15 protein-coding genes are annotated in these 17,544 nt (G+C 53.3%); 6 read left to right on the top strand and 9 right to left on the bottom strand.

All coding sequences use genetic code 11. From position 1 onward, the window contains the following. Positions 1-6 precede the first annotated feature (6 nt). Positions 7-1,674 carry a choline dehydrogenase gene (betA, locus tag H5P17_RS02740; RefSeq protein WP_182821100.1) on the top strand — a complete coding sequence of 556 codons (1,668 nt, stop codon included), beginning with the start codon at positions 7-9 and terminating at the stop codon, positions 1,672-1,674. Positions 1,675-1,804: 130 nt separating this feature from the next. On the opposite strand, the gene H5P17_RS02735 is transcribed toward betA, so the two are convergent. The 3 genes from H5P17_RS02735 to H5P17_RS02725 all read right to left on the bottom strand — a co-directional run bounded on the left by H5P17_RS02735 (position 1,805) and on the right by H5P17_RS02725 (position 4,939). Further along, entirely contained in the window at positions 1,805-3,427 is a 1,623-nt protein-coding gene (locus H5P17_RS02735) for an FMN-binding glutamate synthase family protein (protein ID WP_182821098.1), read from the bottom strand. 182 nt (positions 3,428-3,609) lie between these two features. Beyond that, positions 3,610-4,200, bottom strand: a complete 591-nt coding sequence (locus tag H5P17_RS02730; protein ID WP_020825955.1) for a LuxR family transcriptional regulator — start codon at positions 4,198-4,200, stop codon at positions 3,610-3,612. A gap of 22 nt (positions 4,201-4,222) precedes the next feature. Further along, on the bottom strand, positions 4,223-4,939 hold the full coding sequence (locus tag H5P17_RS02725; protein WP_044549263.1) for an EAL domain-containing protein: 717 nt from the start codon (positions 4,937-4,939) through the stop codon (positions 4,223-4,225). 516 nt (positions 4,940-5,455) lie between these two features. Here H5P17_RS02725 and H5P17_RS02720 point away from each other — a divergent pair. The 4 genes from H5P17_RS02720 to H5P17_RS02705 all read left to right on the top strand — a co-directional run bounded on the left by H5P17_RS02720 (position 5,456) and on the right by H5P17_RS02705 (position 10,440). Then, positions 5,456-5,983 (top strand): fimbrial protein, encoded by a 528-nt coding sequence (locus tag H5P17_RS02720; protein WP_012005952.1) that lies wholly within the window; start codon positions 5,456-5,458, stop codon positions 5,981-5,983. Positions 5,984-6,054: 71 nt separating this feature from the next. Further along, complete coding sequence (locus tag H5P17_RS02715; protein ID WP_044549264.1) at positions 6,055-6,738, top strand: molecular chaperone; 684 nt, start codon at positions 6,055-6,057, stop codon at positions 6,736-6,738. A gap of 28 nt (positions 6,739-6,766) precedes the next feature. Continuing rightward, entirely contained in the window at positions 6,767-9,382 is a 2,616-nt protein-coding gene (locus tag H5P17_RS02710) for a fimbria/pilus outer membrane usher protein (RefSeq protein ID WP_044549265.1), read from the top strand. Between the two features lie 11 nt (positions 9,383-9,393). Next, the gene (locus H5P17_RS02705; protein WP_044549266.1) at positions 9,394-10,440 is read left to right on the top strand and encodes a fimbrial protein; all 1,047 of its coding nucleotides are present in this window, start codon (positions 9,394-9,396) and stop codon (positions 10,438-10,440) included. A 61-nt stretch (positions 10,441-10,501) separates the two neighbouring features. Here the strand turns inward: H5P17_RS02705 and H5P17_RS02700 are convergent, their stop codons facing one another. The 6 genes from H5P17_RS02700 to H5P17_RS02675 all read right to left on the bottom strand — a co-directional run bounded on the left by H5P17_RS02700 (position 10,502) and on the right by H5P17_RS02675 (position 17,097). Beyond that, positions 10,502-10,960, bottom strand: coding sequence for a helix-turn-helix domain-containing protein (locus H5P17_RS02700; protein ID WP_044549267.1), 459 nt, complete (start codon positions 10,958-10,960; stop codon positions 10,502-10,504). 204 nt (positions 10,961-11,164) lie between these two features. Then, positions 11,165-12,742 carry a malate dehydrogenase (quinone) gene (mqo, locus tag H5P17_RS02695; protein ID WP_044549268.1) on the bottom strand — a complete coding sequence of 526 codons (1,578 nt, stop codon included), beginning with the start codon at positions 12,740-12,742 and terminating at the stop codon, positions 11,165-11,167. A gap of 590 nt (positions 12,743-13,332) precedes the next feature. Continuing rightward, positions 13,333-13,887, bottom strand: a complete 555-nt coding sequence (locus H5P17_RS02690) for a GNAT family N-acetyltransferase (RefSeq protein WP_044549269.1) — start codon at positions 13,885-13,887, stop codon at positions 13,333-13,335. 188 nt (positions 13,888-14,075) lie between these two features. After that, positions 14,076-15,503, bottom strand: coding sequence for an alkaline phosphatase (gene phoA, locus H5P17_RS02685; RefSeq protein ID WP_182821096.1), 1,428 nt, complete (start codon positions 15,501-15,503; stop codon positions 14,076-14,078). A 139-nt stretch (positions 15,504-15,642) separates the two neighbouring features. Then, positions 15,643-16,350: a glutathione S-transferase N-terminal domain-containing protein gene (locus H5P17_RS02680; RefSeq protein ID WP_044549272.1), complete on the bottom strand. Its 708-nt coding sequence runs from the start codon at positions 16,348-16,350 to the stop codon at positions 15,643-15,645. Positions 16,351-16,413: 63 nt separating this feature from the next. Beyond that, a complete protein-coding gene (locus tag H5P17_RS02675) occupies positions 16,414-17,097 on the bottom strand; it encodes a helix-turn-helix transcriptional regulator (RefSeq protein WP_182821094.1) in 684 nt (227 codons plus the stop codon). A 96-nt stretch (positions 17,098-17,193) separates the two neighbouring features. Between H5P17_RS02675 and H5P17_RS02670 the strand changes: the two genes are divergently transcribed. After that, on the top strand, positions 17,194-17,541 hold the full coding sequence (locus tag H5P17_RS02670; RefSeq protein ID WP_182821092.1) for an antibiotic biosynthesis monooxygenase: 348 nt from the start codon (positions 17,194-17,196) through the stop codon (positions 17,539-17,541). The last annotated feature ends 3 nt before the right edge of the window (positions 17,542-17,544 follow it).

Here is a 17,544-nt window from a genome sequence, read left to right as displayed (position 1 = left end):
TAATGTATGGAATACGATTACATCATTATCGGTGCCGGCTCAGCCGGTAACGTTTTAGCCACCCGTTTAACCGAAGACGCTGACGTTAGCGTATTGCTGCTGGAAGCCGGCGGCCCGGATTATCGAATGGATTTTCGCACCCAGATGCCGGCCGCGCTGGCATTCCCGCTGCAAGGCCGCCGTTACAACTGGGCGTATGAAACCGATCCTGAGCCGCATATGAACAACCGCCGCATGGAGTGCGGCCGGGGTAAAGGGCTGGGTGGCTCATCACTGATTAACGGCATGTGCTACATCCGCGGTAACGCCATGGACTTCGACAACTGGGCAAAAGCACCGGGGTTGGAAGACTGGAGCTACCTGGACTGCCTGCCGTATTTCCGCAAGGCGGAAACCCGCGATATCGGGCCGAACGATTTTCACGGCGGTGACGGCCCGGTCAGCGTGACCACGCCGAAAGCCGGCAATAATGAATTGTTCCACGCAATGGTGGAGGCCGGTGTGCAGGCGGGTTATCCACGTACTGATGACCTGAACGGCTACCAGCAGGAAGGCTTTGGTCCGATGGATCGCACGGTCACGCCGAAAGGTCGCCGCGCCAGCACCGCGCGCGGGTATCTGGATCAGGCTCGTTCCCGTTCCAACCTGAAGATTGTGACTCACGCGTTGACCGACCGCATCCGTTTCGAAGGTAAGCGCGCGGTGGGCGTTGACTACCTGCAGGGCGAGAGTAACCAAATCACCAGCGCCCGTGCGCGTCGGGAAGTGTTGCTGTGTGCCGGGGCGATCGCCTCGCCGCAGATTTTGCAGCGTTCCGGCGTTGGTCCGGCGTCGCTGCTGAACCGTCTGGACATCGATCTGGTGCATGATCTGCCGGGCGTGGGCGAAAACTTGCAGGATCATCTGGAAATGTACCTGCAATACGCCTGTAAAAAACCAGTGTCTCTGTACCCGGCATTGCAATGGTTCAACCAGCCAAAGATCGGCGCAGAATGGCTGTTCAACGGTACCGGCGTGGGCGCCAGCAACCAGTTTGAAGCCGGTGGCTTTATCCGCAGCCGCGAAGAGTTCGCCTGGCCGAACATTCAGTACCATTTCTTGCCGGTGGCGATTAACTACAACGGCAGCAACGCGGTGAAAGAGCACGGTTTCCAGGCACACGTCGGCTCGATGCGCTCCCCGAGCCGTGGTCGGGTGCAGGTGAAATCGAAGGATCCGCGCCAACATCCGAGCATCTTGTTCAACTATATGGCGACCGAACAGGACTGGCAGGAGTTCCGCGATGCCATTCGCATCACGCGCGAAATCATGGCGCAGCCTGCATTGGACGAGTATCGCGGCCGTGAGATAAGCCCGGGGCCAGAAGTGCAGACCGACGAACAGCTGGACGCTTTTGTGCGTGAGCATGCCGAAACCGCCTTCCATCCTTCCTGCTCATGCAAAATGGGCGAAGACGAGATGGCGGTGGTGGATGGGCAGGGGCGAGTGCACGGTATGGAAGGTCTGCGGGTGGTGGACGCGTCCATTATGCCGCTGATCATTACCGGTAACCTGAACGCCACCACCATCATGATCGCCGAGAAGATTGCCGATCGTATTCGCCAGCGCACGCCGTTGCCGCGCAGTAACGCCGACTATTACGTGGCCGGCGACGCCCCGGCGCGTAAGCCATAACCCACATGCCCTCTCGCCGCTGAGGGGGAGGGCCGCTGTAGCAAGCAACCCCCTCTCCAATGTCCTTCCCCGAGGCGAGGGGGCAATTCATTCCCGTTGTCTTTCACCTCACAAGGTACAAACGTACCCCTTAAGCCGGCAGGGCGATCGCCTGATCGAAACTGTTTGGCGTTGCCATGCGCCACATGCGCGCATAAAAATCGCTTTCGATCTCTTTTTCCAACAGCGCGCCAGGCTCCAGATAGTAATAGATGTCGGCGTAGACCTTGATTTCGGTGGAGGTGATGCGACGCAGCATATGGTGCGAAGTCAGCTGCTCCGGGCGACTGACCCCTGCCGCCGCCAGCATTTCCGCCAGCGCTTTCACCGTATTCTGGTGGAAGTGATAAACGCGTTCGGCCTTGTTTGGCACCACCAGGGCTTTCTGTCGCAGCGGATCCTGGGTGGCAACCCCGGTAGGGCAGTGATTGGTATGGCAGCTTTGTGACTGAATGCAGCCGACGGCGAACATAAAACCACGGGCTGAGTTCACCCAGTCGGCACCCAGCACCAGTACGCTGGCGATATCGAAGGCGCTGATGATTTTACCGCTGGCGCCAATCTTGATTTTGTCGCGCAGTCCGCAGCCCACCAGGGTGTTGTGGACAAACAACAGCCCTTCGCGCAGCGGCATACCCATATAGTTGGACAGTTCGAGCGGTGCTGCGCCGGTCCCGCCTTCTTTGCCGTCCACTACAATAAAGTCCGGCAATATCTGGGTTTGCAACATCGCTTTGGCGATGGCGACAAATTCCCACGGGTGGCCGATACAGAGTTTGAAGCCCACGGGTTTGCCACCGGACAGTTCCCGCAGCTGTTGGATGAAATGCATCATTTCTATTGGGGTGCTGAAGGCGCTGTGCGAGGCCGGAGAAATACAGTCGACCCCTTCAGGCACGCCGCGCGTCGCGGCGATTTCCGCATCCACTTTTTTGGCCGGCAAGATGCCGCCATGGCCGGGTTTGGCCCCCTGACTGAGTTTGATTTCAATCATTCTCACCTGCGGGTTTTTGGCCTGCTCAGCGAAGCGATGCGGATCAAAATGACCGTCGGCAGTGCGACAGCCGAAGTAGCCGCTGCCCAATTCCCAGACCAGATCGCCACCGTTTTCGCGGTGATAACGGCTGATGCTGCCTTCGCCGGTGTCGTGATAGAAATTGCCTTTTGCTGCCCCAAGATTGAGGGCGCGAATGGCGTTGGCTGACAGGGCACCGAAACTCATGGCGGAAATGTTGAAAATAGAAGCGGAATACGGCTGGCTGCAGCCTGGACCGCCGATCGTCACGCGAAAGCTGGTGGGATCGGACACCTCGACCGGGCGCATGGAATGTCCGATGCATTCATAACCGGTTTGATAAACGTCCAACTGGGTACCGAAGGGCTTATCGCCCATCTCATTTTTGGCTCGTCGGTAAACCAACGTGCGTTGAGTTCGCGAAAAAGGGATCTGCGCGTTGTCTTCTTCCAGTAAATATTGGCGTATTTCCGGGCGGATAAACTCGAAGAAAAAGCGCAGCCGACCGATGATCGGGTAGTTACGGCAAATCGCGTGGCGTTGTTGGGTCAGATCGTAAATCCCCAATGCGCTCAGGTCACCAAAAACGATCGTCGGCAGCCAGAACCAAGGGTGGTGCGGTAATAGCGTCAATGACGCCAGCGTCAGCAGAATGCTCAAGACAAGGCAGGTATAACGGCTGAATAACGATGACTTCATAACATCTCCTGATGTTTTTATTAGTCCAGACGACATGGCTCACAGAAAGTTTGCTGAGCGGATCCTAACCAATAGACAGGAGTGTTATGTGGCTGTTACTGCTTTATCGTTGATTGTTACATTAATTTAACGTTGTGCGCGTGACTCAGGCCGCCGGATGGCGACCTGAGGGGGAGGAGGGATTACTTGCTGGCGACGAAGATACTGCTCATGCTGCGCAGGCGCAGTTTTTTCATTGCACTGTATTTCTGAGAGAAAATCGTTTTGGGGTGAGTGCCACGCTTTTGGGCAATGTGCAGCAGGCTGTCACCGCGCAACAGGTTGAAGATAACGTCGCTTTCCGCTGGGCTAAGCTCGCGAGTTTTCTGCATTTTTATTCCGCCGGGCTCTTTGCTTTCCAGCAGGTTCTGTATTTTTTCCTGCAGTGAATAAAGTGGAATGCGCGTAGACACCAACTCAACGGAGATGCCCAGGATCGACAATAGTTTTACCACGCGTTCGTCGTCATAAAACACCAACAGGCGCGTTTTGGAGTTGTATTGCTGATGCAACGACACCAGGCTTTCAATGACGTTAACGCTTTGTTCCAGATTTTGTGAGGTGAAGATCAGGGCGATGTCGTGCTTAATTATTTTTTCCGCCTTGGCGCCACCGTGCATAAAATCTGAAAACAGTCTGATATCGTACTTGCCGTAATGTTTTTTCAGTAACACCGAAAGGCCGACATAGCTGTACTTACACTCACTAATAACAAGGACATTGTTTTTAGACATAATGGCAAACACCCATAATGAGTTAAAAGTATTCAGCTGTAAGAAGCGAGTTCAAATCCTTGATGTCGGATTCCTTCCACAGCTTTCCCTGCAGTGCGTAATATGGCATTTCATCCAGCCATTTTTTATGCTCGGGGGTTTCTACCCCTTCAATAATTACCTTGTAATGATTAAGGTAAAAAAAGCGCAATAAAGCGCGCATTAAACCTTCGCCGCCAGACTTCTTCATAAAGTCCCATAACAAAAAACGGTCGAGTTTAACGAAGCGGAACTGGCTGTTATACAACGCGGAGAAACCCGCATAGCCGGAACCAAAATCATCGAGCCAAAATGAATAGCTCTTCAGTGAGGGATCGCCATGAACACGATCTTTAACCAAGCGGGTTGAGTTCTCACTGATTTCAAAATGAATACAGCGAGTGGCACTGATTCTTTCTGCGAAATGGCTATTGGCCAACGACCGCAGTGAATGGTCGTCTACATTCAGCGTAGCTATAACCTGATTCTCATGAAACCAGTGATTATATTTCTCTATCAGACTGACCTGGTCTAACAGAATCTCAATTCGGGTCTCGCTATCTGCCGTGCGAAAGAACTGTTCAGGAGAAAAATGCGCATATTCACTATTAAAAGTGAATCGTGATAGACACTCAACGGCCAGCAATTGTCCGGATTTTGCGAACATTGGCTGGAAAACATAATTAATTCCGTTATTTTTCTCTCTAAAAGAACTGCGCATTCCTCAATCCCTTGATTTGTATGTAACTTGCTGTTTTTTAACTAAAATTAAATCAGGATCAAGCTGTTTATGGGTAAATGTCTTATTTAGCGCGACCCGGTTGTGAAATGTCGCTTACAGACCATTTAACGCGCATTTAGTCGTGAAGTCCAAAGGGCTCTAAAAGTAACAAAATGTAAATATATGGAATAATATGCTGTTAATCAGGCCTTAAGGAAAAATGTCTGACTACATGACTTTCCAAAACACAGATTATTCCTATTCGATTGAATCGTCAACATCGATCGATAGGTATTTGTTGATAGTTTATTCCTATCAAGAGGGGTGTTATGAATGTTTTAAACGATTTAACAATAAGAATGCGCTTAGTCTATATTTCGTCCGGCAATGGGTTCATCGAGGCAACACTCCTTTTAAGCAAGGAGTGCTATCGCTGAGTGTATGCTCAGTGCCGGGGAACTATATATTCGTCTGTCACTGAATCGATTATTTTATTGTTTTTCTATGGAGCTGGAAATGAAAAAAGTATTATTGCCTTTGGCTGCACTGGTATTGTCTGCTACTGCTTATAACGCTACTGCTGCAAGCGGCAACGTTAAATTCACCGGTGAAATCGTACAGTCCACCTGTAAAGTTGTTGATAAAGACCAGAATAAAGAAGTTTACCTGGGTAAATATCCTACTACCGCATTCCCAACTTCTGGTTCTACCAGCGGTGCTAAAGCTTTCGATATTAGCCTGGAGAAATGTGAAGCGGGTAACTACACCCTGCGTTTCGACGGTAACACCCCAGCTGGCCACCCAGAGCTGTTGGCTGTAACTGGCGGCGCTAACGGCGTTGGCGTTGAAATCCTGGATAACAACGGCGCAACTCTGCCAATCTCTCAGGAAGTTGCTACTCCAGCGACCGTTTCTGTTGCTGCTGACGGCGACAACCCAGGTTCTGCGACTTTCAACCTGCGCGCTCGTTATAAATCTTACCAGGATCTGGTAACTGCGGGTCAGGCAAACTCTAACGCTACCTTCACCATCGAATACAAGTAATTTAATTCGCTGGCAGGATAGATAGAGCTATTGGCCACGGACGGCTAAATTCTGAGAGTTGAGATATTCCGATGAAAAAAGTGCTTTCTTGTATTTTATTCGCGTTTTCCGTAAATGCTTTTGCCGGAATTCAAGTTGATTCAACGCGCGTAATTTATAACAGCGGAAGTAAATCCGCATCGCTCTCAATCAGCAATGACAGCGACGACACCTATATGGTGCAGACCTGGTTGGATACTGGCGATTCAAGCCAGATGCCGAAGAATTTACCGATCGTGGTCACTCCACCTATTTTAAAACTGGCTGCCAAAAAAGACGCAATTCTGCGCTTTATTTATTCCGGCAGCGGGTTGCCGCAGGACAGAGAAAGTCTGCTCTGGGTAAACGTACAGGAAATTCCGCCAACGCCTAAGCAAGACAACGTGCTGCAGGTGGCGATCCGTACCCGTATCAAACTGTTCTACCGCCCAGAAGCCTTGAAGGCCAACCTGCAACAACAGGCAGAGGCACTGAAATGGCAGCGCCAGGGCAGCAATCTGGTGGTGACCAACAACGGTCCGTTGTTTGTGACGCTGGGCGTTCTGACGCTGAAAAGCGGTGGCAAGAGCTGGAAAGTGAATGCCGACATGGTGAAACCGCAAGATAGCCTGCGGATTGCTCTGCCACAGGGCGCGCAGTCGGCCAACAATATGTCGTTCACTTATATCAACGATTACGGCGGCCACACCGAGATTAAGAACGTTGCATTAAATTGATTTAAGCCCTTCAAGGAATGAACAAAAAATGGCACATAAAAGAATAACAACCCTCACGCCAAAACGTTTGGTCAGGCTGATTAATGGTGTAATTTATTTTTCTGCGGTGCCATTTTCATTCTCTCATATGGCCATGGCGGAGGAGCAGTTCAACACCTCCTTCATCCATGGCGATGACAACATTGCCCAGGTGGCTGCGTTGTCCAGCGGCGATGATATTCTGCCAGGTAAATATCCGTTCGATATTTACCTGAACGGACAGCGTATCGATCACCGTGACATCGAATTCAAAAAAGACGCCAAAGACACGCCGGTAACGCCTTGCCTGACTGCGCAGGATTACCAGGACTACGGTGTAAAACTGCCGGGCGATATGAAAACCGAAGGTGCCGCGCAGTGCTACGCTCTGTCACAGCAAATTTCGGGTGCCAAGCTAAGCTATGACGCAGCCATACAGCGTATGGATTTGGAAGTGCCGCAGATATTCTTGGAGCCGCGTCCACAGGGTGCTATCTCGCCGAAGGTTTACGATCGCGGGATTAACGCCGGTTTCGTTAACTATAACTTCAGCGGCAACCATAATAATTACCGTAATAACGCCAACGATAAAACATCCGACTACTACTTCCTGAGCCTGAACAACGGCATCAATGTCGGTAATTGGCGCCTGCGTAACAACTCGACGCTGAATCAGCAGTCGGGTGCCGGCACGCACTGGAATACCGTTTCAAGCTGGGCGGAAACCGACATTGTTTCCCTGCGCAGCCGTCTGGTGATTGGCCAGACCAACACCAATAACAATGTATTCGACAGCATTCAGTTCCGCGGTGTGCAGATTTCCAGCGCCAACGATATGCTGCCAGAAAGCCAGCGCGGTTACGCGCCGGTGGTCCGTGGCGTGGCGTCGACCAACGCCCGCGTTGAGATCCGCCAAAACGGCTACACCATTTACAGCACCAACGTGCCGCCGGGTCCGTTTGCGCTGACCGACATCTTCCCGAGCACCCTGAGCGGTAACCTCAACGTCACGGTCATTGAGGCCAACGGTTCAAGAACCTCTTTCGTGGTGCCGTTCTCTTCCGTGCCGAACATGCTGCGCGAAGGGATCTGGGACTACCAGATGACCGCCGGTAAATACCATGACGGCACCACCAAATACCAGCCAAAGTTTGTGCAAGGCACCTTGTCCCACGGCATGGCGTATGACATCACGCCTTATGGTGGGGTACTGGTCGCGGAAAATTACCGTTCGGCGGTAGTGGGTATGGGTAAAAACATGGGTGTCTGGGGGGCAGTTTCCTTCGATATGTCCTATTCCGACACCAACCTGGTCAACGGTGACGACAAACAGGGGGAGAGCTTCCGCTTCCTGTACTCCAAATCGCTCAACGACTGGGGCACCGAATTCCAGATCGCCGGTTACCGTTACTCGACCTCTGGTTACTATGATTTCTCTGATGCGGTTGCGGAACGCGATCGCTATGAAAACGGCGTCTACCGTAACGATTACTACGACGAGAATGACCGCAATCTGGGCGTGCCGGATTGGGCGGAATCACGTCGCCGTACCTATTACACCAGCCGTTTCAACAACAAACGCCAGCGTGTAGAGTTGTCGATCAACCAGCGTATTGCCGGTAACTCAACGCTGTACACCAATATCAGCAACCAGTCATATTGGGGCGGCTCCGGTCAGGATCGTACGGTTCAAACCGGCTTTAACAGCAGCTACAAAAATATCAGCTACGGCGTGTTCTATCAGGACAGCCGCAGCAACTACGGTTATAAAGATCGCAGCATCAACATGAGCGTCTCTATTCCGTTCAGCTTCTTCAGCCGCGATTCGTCTGATATGACGGCCAGCTTCAACGCCGGTCACAGCAAGCAGAGCGGTAATACATACAGCGCCGGCCTGAGCGGCACCGCGCTAGACGATAACCGCCTGAACTATGCGGTGCAAAGTGGCCACGATCGTTACTCCGGCCAAACCAGCTCGGCTAACGTCGGCTACCAGGGCAGCATGGGTACCGTCAATGCCGGTTACAGCTACAGCAAAGACTATCAGCAGTCTACCCTGGGCGTGTCGGGCGGTATCGTGGCGCACTCCGGCGGCGTAACGTTGACCCAGCCGCTGCAAAATACCTTTGTGCTGGTAGAGGCCAAAGATGCCAAGGGCGTCCGTCTGGAAAACCAGCCGGGTGTGGCTATCGACCGCTTCGGTTACGCGGTGATGACTTCGGCCTCACCTTATCGTCACAACCGTGTGGCATTGCGCACCGAAGATATCGGCAATGGCTTGGATATCCCGATGGCGGCCCGCGACGTGGTACCGACATATGGCGCCATTACCCGCGTGAAATTTGAAACGCATACCGGCCAAAGCCTGCTGGTACACAGTAAACTGTTGGACGGCAGCGTACCGCCAATCGGCGCCAACGTGTTTAGCGCCGACGGCAAGAACAACGGTACCGTGGGTACCAATGGGGATATTTATATCTCCGGCGCATCCGCAGGGGATCGCCTGTTGGTTAAATGGGGCAGCGATGCCGGCGACAGCTGTTCACTGGTGGTGCCGGAACTGAAATCGGCGACCGAACAGCTGATGGGCTATCAGGAACTTTCGCTGACCTGCGGAAAACCGTAAAAGGAATGAATATGTCTTCTTTGTTGTTAAAACATAAAAACCTCGGGCTGGCGGCAGGGCTGCTGGTCACGCTGGGGACGTTCTCGCAGAGCAGCTTTGCGCTGTCTTGTAAGCAGAATGGCAGCGTCAGTCAGATTATTACGCTGGATAAGCCGATTAAAGTGTCAACCGCTAATACGGCGGCGGGGGCCCTGCTGTGGCGCTCGCAAACCTTCACATCGACTTTCCAATGTATCGATGACCGTGATTATCCCAAGGGCGAAAATGCCTATCTTTATTGGGATCCGAAGAAGGACATGCGCAATATCGACAAGTCTATCGAGGTCGGCGTCAACTACAACAGCGTGGATTATAAGCTGACCAATGGCGCAAGACAGGATGTTGGTCCGGGTACACAATGTCGTCCAAATGGTCGCGGTGGTTGTGCCAAACCAGCCCAATCCTTGAGTGTGACGGTGACCTACTCGCTTTATATCAAGGCGACAGGGGCTGCACCGCCTGCAGGTGGGAAGATCACCAACAATGGCACTTATTCCGTATTTCAGGTTGATGGGGTCGGCGGTCTCAACAACGTGGTTGGCAGCAACTTCAATGCCTATATTAACGGGCTGGGAAATATTCAGTTTATTTCCTGCAATCCGAAAATCACCGTAGTGGCTAACAATGGTTCAACAGTGAATTTTGGCACCATTCCGCGTCAGAATGCGGTAGCTGGCAAGATAGAAAAACAAGTACCGTTCTCGGTCAGCGCCAATATGTCTGATCCGGCTACCGGTCAGGATTGTAAGGGCGAGACACTGCAGGCCAGTTTCAGCTCCACTTATCCAGTGCAGGACGCTACGACGATCTTGCCAACCAGCGACAGTGGATTTGGTATCTTGATTTCGCAGGCGGCGACACCAAACACGCCAATCAAGATGAATTCCCCGGTTGATCTGGGCCTGGTCAATGGTAGCACCGTTGAAAAGAACTTCATGGCTAGCCTGAAATGGCTGAATACCAACCCGAAGGTGGGGCCATTCACCGCGTCGGCCAATATCGACGTCACCTTTAAGTAACATTTTGCCGTAAAAAAAGGGGTTCAGCGCAGGCTGAACCCCTTTTTTAATGCAACTTCTCTCAGTGTTGACCAACCCAGTTGGTACAGACACTGTCCAGGCATTTACCGGCATACCACAGATGCACGCCAGGGGACTCATGGCGATGCCCGTTCAGCGGCTCTATCGGCTGTGGATGCATCTCTGCAACGTCCCAGCGGGTAGTGCGACGGTAAACCGCCGGCGTTTTGCCGAACTGTTTCTTAAATGCGCGTGAAAAAGACGGTTGGGAATCAAAATGGAATTGCAGGGCGATGTCGAGAATAGGGCGAGGGGTCGAACGCAGCGCTTGCGCGGCTTGCGACAGTCGACGCTCGCGGATATAACTGCCTAAAGCATGCCCGGTAGTGCTGCGGAACATCCTTTGCAGGTGCCACTTGGAGTAGCCTGACTTCGCCGCTACGTTGTCTAACAGTAACGGCTGATCCAGATGGGTTTCAATCCAGTCCAGCAAATCGTGAATGATATTAACGCGATCCATTTTTTTAGTTCTCCTGCGGGTACGACATTCAGGTCACAGTAGGTAAGAGTAATTATCCAAGCTAGTTCTTTGATAATAGGCCGCGGAGACGGGTTACGCAAGTGTTAACCCGGGGGAAAAAGGTGGCTAAACGTGCTCTTCGGGTTGCAGGGATATAAAAAAGGCCGCACGTGGCGGCCTTGAGGAAAGAGGGAAAGATGGGGATCAGTTAGTTTCCGGCTTCACTTCGATATAGTCCAACTGCAACACGCTGCTGGTGTAGCCGCGGATCTTGTTGGTCATTTCAATATCGCCGTTCAGCTTGTGGCCGTAGGACGGAATGATCTCTTTCAGCTTGCTCTGCCATTCCGGCGTAGCCACTTTATCTTTGAACACGGTTTCCATCAGATGCAACATGATCGGTGCTGCCGTCGAGGCACCCGGCGATGCCCCCAGCAGGGCGGCAATGCTGCCGTCTTGGGAACTGACCACTTCGGTACCGAACTGCAGCAAGCCGCCTTTGTCAGCGTCTTTCTTGATGATCTGCACGCGTTGGCCTGCGGTCCACAGCTTCCAGTCCGCCTGTTTGGCATCAGGGAAATACTCTTTCAGCGCGGCGAAACGGTCGTCGTCGTTCATCATCAACTGGCCCACCAGATATTTCACCAGGTCGAAGTTGTCCAGACCGACATGGGTCATTGGCATCAGGTTCGAGGTGCTCAGGGAGTGCAACAGATCGAACAGTGAACCGTTTTTCAGGAACTTGCCGGAGAAGGTGGCGAACGGTCCGAACAGCAAGACACGCTTGCCGTCCAGCATGCGAGTATCCAGGTGCGGAACGGACATCGGCGGTGAACCTACGCTGGCCAGGCCATAAACCTTGGCCAGGTGTTGGTCAGCGATTTCCGGGTTGGTGGTGACCAGGAACTGACCGCCGACCGGGAAGGCACCGTAGCCGTCGGCTTCGGGAATGCCGGTTTTCTGCAGCAGCGTCAGAGAAGCACCGCCCGCGCCGATAAACACGAACTTGGCATTCACGGTGGTTTCTTTGCCGTCACGGTTCAGATCGGCCACGGTGACGCGCCAGGTGTTGTCGGCGTTGCGCTTGATGTCGCGGACTTCATGGCTCAGGTTCAGCTTGAAGTTCGGGTTTTTGGTCAGCGTGTCCACCAGTTGGTGGGTGATCACGCCAAAGTTAACGTCGGTACCCAGCGGCATGCGGGTCGCCGCAATTTTTTGTGCCGGGTCACGGCCGTTCATCACCAGCGGTGCCCACTGTTTAATCTGGTTAGGATCTTCTGAGTACTCCATACCACGGAACAGGGTGCTGTGCTGCAGTGCGGCATAGCGTTTGCGCAGGAAGTTGACGTTATCGTCACCCCAGACAAAGCTCATGTGCGGCACGCTGTTGATAAAGGATTTTGGATCTTTCAGGACGTTATTTTTCACCTGATAAGACCAGAATTGACGAGAGATTTCAAAAGACTCGTTAACCACCACGGCTTTGCTGATGTCGATGGTGCCGTCTTTTTTTTCCGGGGTATAGTTCATTTCAGCGAAGGCGGAGTGACCGGTACCGGCGTTATTCCAGCCGTTGGAGCTTTCTTCCGCCACGCCGTTCATGCGCTCATACATGTCGATGGACCAGTTTGGCTCCAGCTCATGCAGGTAGGTCCCCAGCGTGGCGCTCATGATGCCACCGCCGATCAGTACCACATCAACGGACTTATTCTCTTCCGCCGTCGCCTGTTGCGTAACGCCAAACAGGTTCAGACAGAAGATCAGGACGAGTAATTTTTTCATTTAATCAAATCTCTTGTGTGTATACCCGTCGCCTTTCAAGTTGCAGCGTTGTTACCTGCACTCGCTCACCCGAGTGACTTGACTTTAGTAAGCACCTGGGGATGAGTGAGCTGGGCGCCTAGCCGCAACTTGAAATTCATAGGGTATAAATTCTACTCATTGCAGGTGAAAGAATTTATCGGGAGTTACCCTGTAAATAAGTAAAACTAACCCGCCCGGCTAAGCCGAGTGACAGTGATAATGTCTTTTTGTTAATCGTTTTCTTAACGAAAAGTGGATTATTACAGGCTGTCTGGGGACAGGTTGTTCAACTCTGGTTACTGCGGGGATATTATTGTTTGCAATATTGTTAAAAACTACTTTTGTAACTAAAAAAAGCCCATTAAAGGCAGGAATCATTCATTTATTATTTTTATTTAAATATAACCGCTAAATTAATAAGGTCTAATTGCCGCTGATTTAAACGATATGCCATTATCACACAATATTTATGGAATAATGGCAAATAGCAGCAGGTAACAAAATGAAAATGGCCGCCGGGCATTTCCGGGCGACCATGGGCCGGGTGAGCCTTAGCGGCATTTTTGCGCTCAAGCCTGCCGCCACTCCTCCTTCAACAGAGCATAAATCAGTTCATCACCCCATTGGCCATTGAAACGATCGTTTTGTCGCAGGTGCGCCTCTTTGCGCATTCCCAGACGTTCGACGACCCCGATAGATCCCTGATTGGCAGCATCGAGCCGGGCAAAAATGCGGTGGCAGCCCACTTGATTAAACCCACGATCCAGCACCGCTTGCACGGCTTCGGCGGCATAACCTTTACCGGCGTAGGCCGGGTTGAAGATATAACCGATCTCGGCTTGCAAGGCTGCGCGGTTAGCCAGTTTCAACAACACTTCACCGATCAACTCTCCGCTGTCCTTTAGGGTGACGGCGCAATAAAAAATATCGCCGTCCTGACTGAAGCGCGAAGCTATCGCCTGAGCAAGCTGATCGGCCAGTTGCGCGTTGTCCGGGGTGGGGGCATACAGATAACGATAGACCTCCGGCAAACGGTGGTAAGTCGAGTAGGCTTCGAGATCGTCGGGCGTGAAGCGGCGCAGTTGCAGGCGTTCGGTGTCGAAGGGCAGGGTAATCAAATGCAAGAGCTCATCCTTATTGTCGGGTGGGATCACATTGGTTTGTTTACGGACAGGGCAGAACATTTTTGCGAGGAATACAGGTCCCACAATATAGCAGTAGTCTGGAGGTTTCAAACGGCGAAAACCCTGTTCATCGCCGGCGTGAGCAACGATGAACAGGGTTTAATTAATCAGCGGACGGGGTCGTTAGCTTACTTGATCGCCATGGCGTCACGCATGGTATAGAACAAATCTGTCTGATCGGTCAGCCCGACGACGTTGGCGGCATGCGGGCCGTAGGCGGCAATACGCAGCTGGGTGCCGGTGTGGCCCTGCGAATCCTCTTCCGAGTTGCCGTAGCTGATGGTCATTGGCGCGCCATCTTTGGTGGTCAGCATTTGCGTCAGGCCCGGCGCTTTGGCGTCGGCGGCGATAATCTGGCTGGAGTGAGCATGGTCAGCGGTGACGATCACCAGGGTGTTGCCATCGGCACGGGCGAACTCCAATGCTTTTTGCACGGCCTCATCCAGATCGACAGTTTCCCCGAACTGGCCGCACGGGTTGGCGGCATGATCCTGTTTGTCGATCGATGCGCCTTCAACCTGCAGGAAGAAACCATTTTTGTTGGTTTTCAGCAGGTCGATGGCTTTCTCGGTCATGACCGCCAGCGTCGGGATATCGGCCGTACGTGCCGGGTTGTTCTGACAGGTGACCGCCGGTTGATCGAGATTACCGTGATAGCTGGCCTTCGGCCCCTGCCAGCGTACCGGCATATTGCCGGCGGCAAACAGCCCCAACAGCGGCTTTTGCTGATTGGCGACGTTAACGGCGTTCAGGGCATCGAGGTTTTCCACCCACTGATAACCCAATGCAGTTGCCTGCTCTTTCAGTGATTTTCCCTGCCATTCGCCACTTTTTGCTAACTGATTAAAGGATTTTGCTCCGCCGCCTAAGGTGACGTCGGCGCGGGCTTTGAGCAACTGTTCACTGATCGAACCGCGGCCGCCATTTTCCAGCGCGTTGGTTGCGCATTTTTCACTGGTCTCTTCCGGGCCGTAACATTTACGCGAGGTGACGTGGGAAATCTGCGCCGCAGGTGTGGCGTCTTGCAACTCTGCGGTGGAAACGTTGCCGGTGGCTTTACCTGCCGCTTTGGCGATTTCCAGCAGCGTCGGCTGGTCTTTGCCGTTAACGTCAACGCCCAGTGCACCGTTGTAGGTTTTTACGCCGCTGGACCAGGCAGTCGCCGAGGCGGCGGAGTCAGTGACGTAATCCGGCTTGTGGGTTTTCTTGTCCAGCGAATAATGGGTGTATTGGCCGGTTAACGGCAGGGCATCGATGCCCTTAAAATAGCCGCCTGCGCCTTCGGCATAGTTGCGCGCCGAAGTGATTTCCGAATCGCCCATGCCGTCGCCAATCAGCAAAATCACATTCTTGACCGTTTTATCAGACAACGAAGCTTTCAATGCAGCGGTTTGATCGCCACTCAGGCGACGTGCTCCGCCGGGTTCAACGATATTGCCGCGAGCCGCACGCTCGGAAAGTCCGGCGGTATTGACCGGGGTTTCATCGGCGAAGGCGGTGGAACAGAGTAAGGCGGATAACACAGCTCCGGCGATCAGGGAAAGGGACTGCTGCATAGGGGGAAAGCTCCTTTTCGAAATACAAAATTATAATTGGCATCAATTTGTTACGAAGGAGGGTAGTGCAGAGGTATGACAGTTTTATGACGGTAAATGGGAAAAAAAGGATAGCCGGGCGGCTATCCCAGGCTATCCATTATTCGCTGCGGGCGGGAATATTCAAGCCGCGTTGTACTGCCGGACGGGCCAGACCGCGCTCCAGCCATTGTCCTACCCGCGGGAAGCTATCGAACTCGACCAACTCACGGGCTTCGTAAAAGCCGATCAGGTTACGTACCCAACCCAGAAGCGAGATATCGGCGATGGTGTAATCCTGGCCCATGATCCAGTCGCGGCCTTCAAGCCGACTCTCCAGTACGCCCAGCAGGCGTTTGGACTCATTCTTATAACGCTCGAGCGGGCGTTTATCTTCGTATTCACGTCCGGCAAAGCGGTGGAAGAAACCGAGCTGCCCGAACATCGGGCCAACGGCGGCCATCTGGAAAAACACCCACTGGATGGTTTCGTAACGCAGGGCGGGATCCTGCGGCAGGAACTTGCCGCTTTTCTCCGCCAGATAAAGCAGGATAGCGCCAGACTCAAACAAAGGCAGAGGTTTGCCGCCGGGGCCATCGGGATCGATGATGGACGGGATCTTGCCGTTGGGGTTCAGCGACAGAAACTCTGGCGTCCAGGTTTCGTTTTTGCCGATGTCGATCAGGTGAGCTTCATACGGCAGGCCGATCTCCTCCAGCATGATGGAAACTTTTACCCCGTTCGGCGTGGGCAGCGAATAGAGCTGCAGCCGTTCCGGATGCTGCGCCGGCCACAGTTTGGTGATGGGAAATTGGGTTTGACTGAGCATGGAGAGTCCTCGGGTTGACGGTTTGCCTATTGAGTATTGCACCAAAACTACCCTGCCGTGGGGTTAAACCGTGAGGTCAAAATGTGCTTTCAACGCTTTTTTCCCGCTGGCGGTGAGCTGTAGTTCACGGCTTTCCAACTGGCGCTTAATCCAGCCGCGACTGATGAAAGTCGTCAGCAGCGCGGCGCCCAATGCGCCACCCAGGTGGGCCTTGCGCTCACTCCAGTCCAGACAGCCGCAGGCGAAGCGCCTTCGCGAAGGCGCAGGGGAACAGTCGACGCCTAACCGAGTAAGTGCCGTTAGGCCTGCCTCGCTTAGTCGGTAGTCTTCCTCACCCTCTAACCAGGTTAGCTGATGCAGGCGCTCATGCAGTTTTATCGCTATCTCGCCGGCCAGATGGTCATAACAGGTGCGGGCGAATTGCAACGAAGTCGGGGTGGTGCTTTTCACCACGGGTTTCTCGACACCGGCCAGCGCCATCAGCGTTTCCAGAGCGGTGGCTACCGCCGGTCCCGCCAGACGGAAATAGCGGTAACGCCCTTGCTTGACGCAGGCGATCAATCGCTGTTCTTGCAGGCGCGCCAGATGGCCGCTGGCGGTAGAGGCCGCTACATCCACTGCGGCGCTGAGCTCGGTGGCGGTATAAGCACGACCGTCCATCAGCAGGCACAGCATGCAAGCCCGGGTGCGGTCGGCAATGGCGCCGCTCAGTGCCGCAAGACGATCTTCAATATCGATGTTATTCATACTTCGAGATTAGGCGAAGTATGGCGGTGCGTCCACCGTTAGGATGGGTTCACAAAACGCACGAATACCTGAATTTACCTCTGACAGGAGCGCCTTATGATTGCCGTTATTTTTGAGTTGCAGGCCGCTGACGGCCAGCGTGAGACCTACCTTGAATTGGCCGCCGATCTGAAGCCGTTGCTGGCAGAAATTGACGGGTTCATTTCCATTGAGCGCTTTCAAAGCCTGGCCGATCCGCAGCGGCTGCTGTCACTGTCCTTTTGGCGCGATGAGGCGGCGGTGCAGCAATGGCGAAATATCGAGCAGCACCGGGCCGCACAGAAACGGGGTCGCCATGGCGTGTTGGCGCAGTATCGCCTGCGGGTAGCGGAGGTAGTGCGGGATTATGGTCTGGATCAGCGAGAACAGACCCCGCATGACAGCCGCGGCTATCACGCAGGGTAAAAA

It is taken from the genome of Serratia sp. OS31 (assembly GCF_014164835.1).
GTDB classification, from domain to species: Bacteria; Pseudomonadota; Gammaproteobacteria; order Enterobacterales; family Enterobacteriaceae; genus Serratia; species Serratia liquefaciens_A.
The sequence above is the reverse complement of the archived record's forward strand: the minus strand, read 5'-3'. Positions and strand labels throughout refer to the sequence as shown.

Bases quoted from the DNA above. Each gene is read 5' to 3' on its own strand.
- H5P17_RS02705 (WP_044549266.1), top strand. From the start codon at position 9,394: ATGTCTTCTTTGTTGTTAAAACATAAAAACCTCGGGCTGGCGGCAGGG.
- phoA (WP_182821096.1), bottom strand. From the start codon at position 15,503: ATGCAGCAGTCCCTTTCCCTGATCGCCGGAGCTGTGTTATCCGCCTTA.
- betA (WP_182821100.1), top strand. From the start codon at position 7: ATGGAATACGATTACATCATTATCGGTGCCGGCTCAGCCGGTAACGTT.
- mqo (WP_044549268.1), bottom strand. From the start codon at position 12,742: ATGAAAAAATTACTCGTCCTGATCTTCTGTCTGAACCTGTTTGGCGTT.
- H5P17_RS02670 (WP_182821092.1), top strand. From the start codon at position 17,194: ATGATTGCCGTTATTTTTGAGTTGCAGGCCGCTGACGGCCAGCGTGAG.
- H5P17_RS02715 (WP_044549264.1), top strand. From the start codon at position 6,055: ATGAAAAAAGTGCTTTCTTGTATTTTATTCGCGTTTTCCGTAAATGCT.
- H5P17_RS02720 (WP_012005952.1), top strand. From the start codon at position 5,456: ATGAAAAAAGTATTATTGCCTTTGGCTGCACTGGTATTGTCTGCTACT.
- H5P17_RS02675 (WP_182821094.1), bottom strand. From the start codon at position 17,097: ATGAATAACATCGATATTGAAGATCGTCTTGCGGCACTGAGCGGCGCC.
- H5P17_RS02735 (WP_182821098.1), bottom strand. From the start codon at position 3,427: ATGAAGTCATCGTTATTCAGCCGTTATACCTGCCTTGTCTTGAGCATT.
- H5P17_RS02710 (WP_044549265.1), top strand. From the start codon at position 6,767: ATGGCACATAAAAGAATAACAACCCTCACGCCAAAACGTTTGGTCAGG.
- H5P17_RS02700 (WP_044549267.1), bottom strand. From the start codon at position 10,960: ATGGATCGCGTTAATATCATTCACGATTTGCTGGACTGGATTGAAACC.
- H5P17_RS02680 (WP_044549272.1), bottom strand. From the start codon at position 16,350: ATGCTCAGTCAAACCCAATTTCCCATCACCAAACTGTGGCCGGCGCAG.
- H5P17_RS02725 (WP_044549263.1), bottom strand. From the start codon at position 4,939: ATGCGCAGTTCTTTTAGAGAGAAAAATAACGGAATTAATTATGTTTTC.
- H5P17_RS02730 (WP_020825955.1), bottom strand. From the start codon at position 4,200: ATGTCTAAAAACAATGTCCTTGTTATTAGTGAGTGTAAGTACAGCTAT.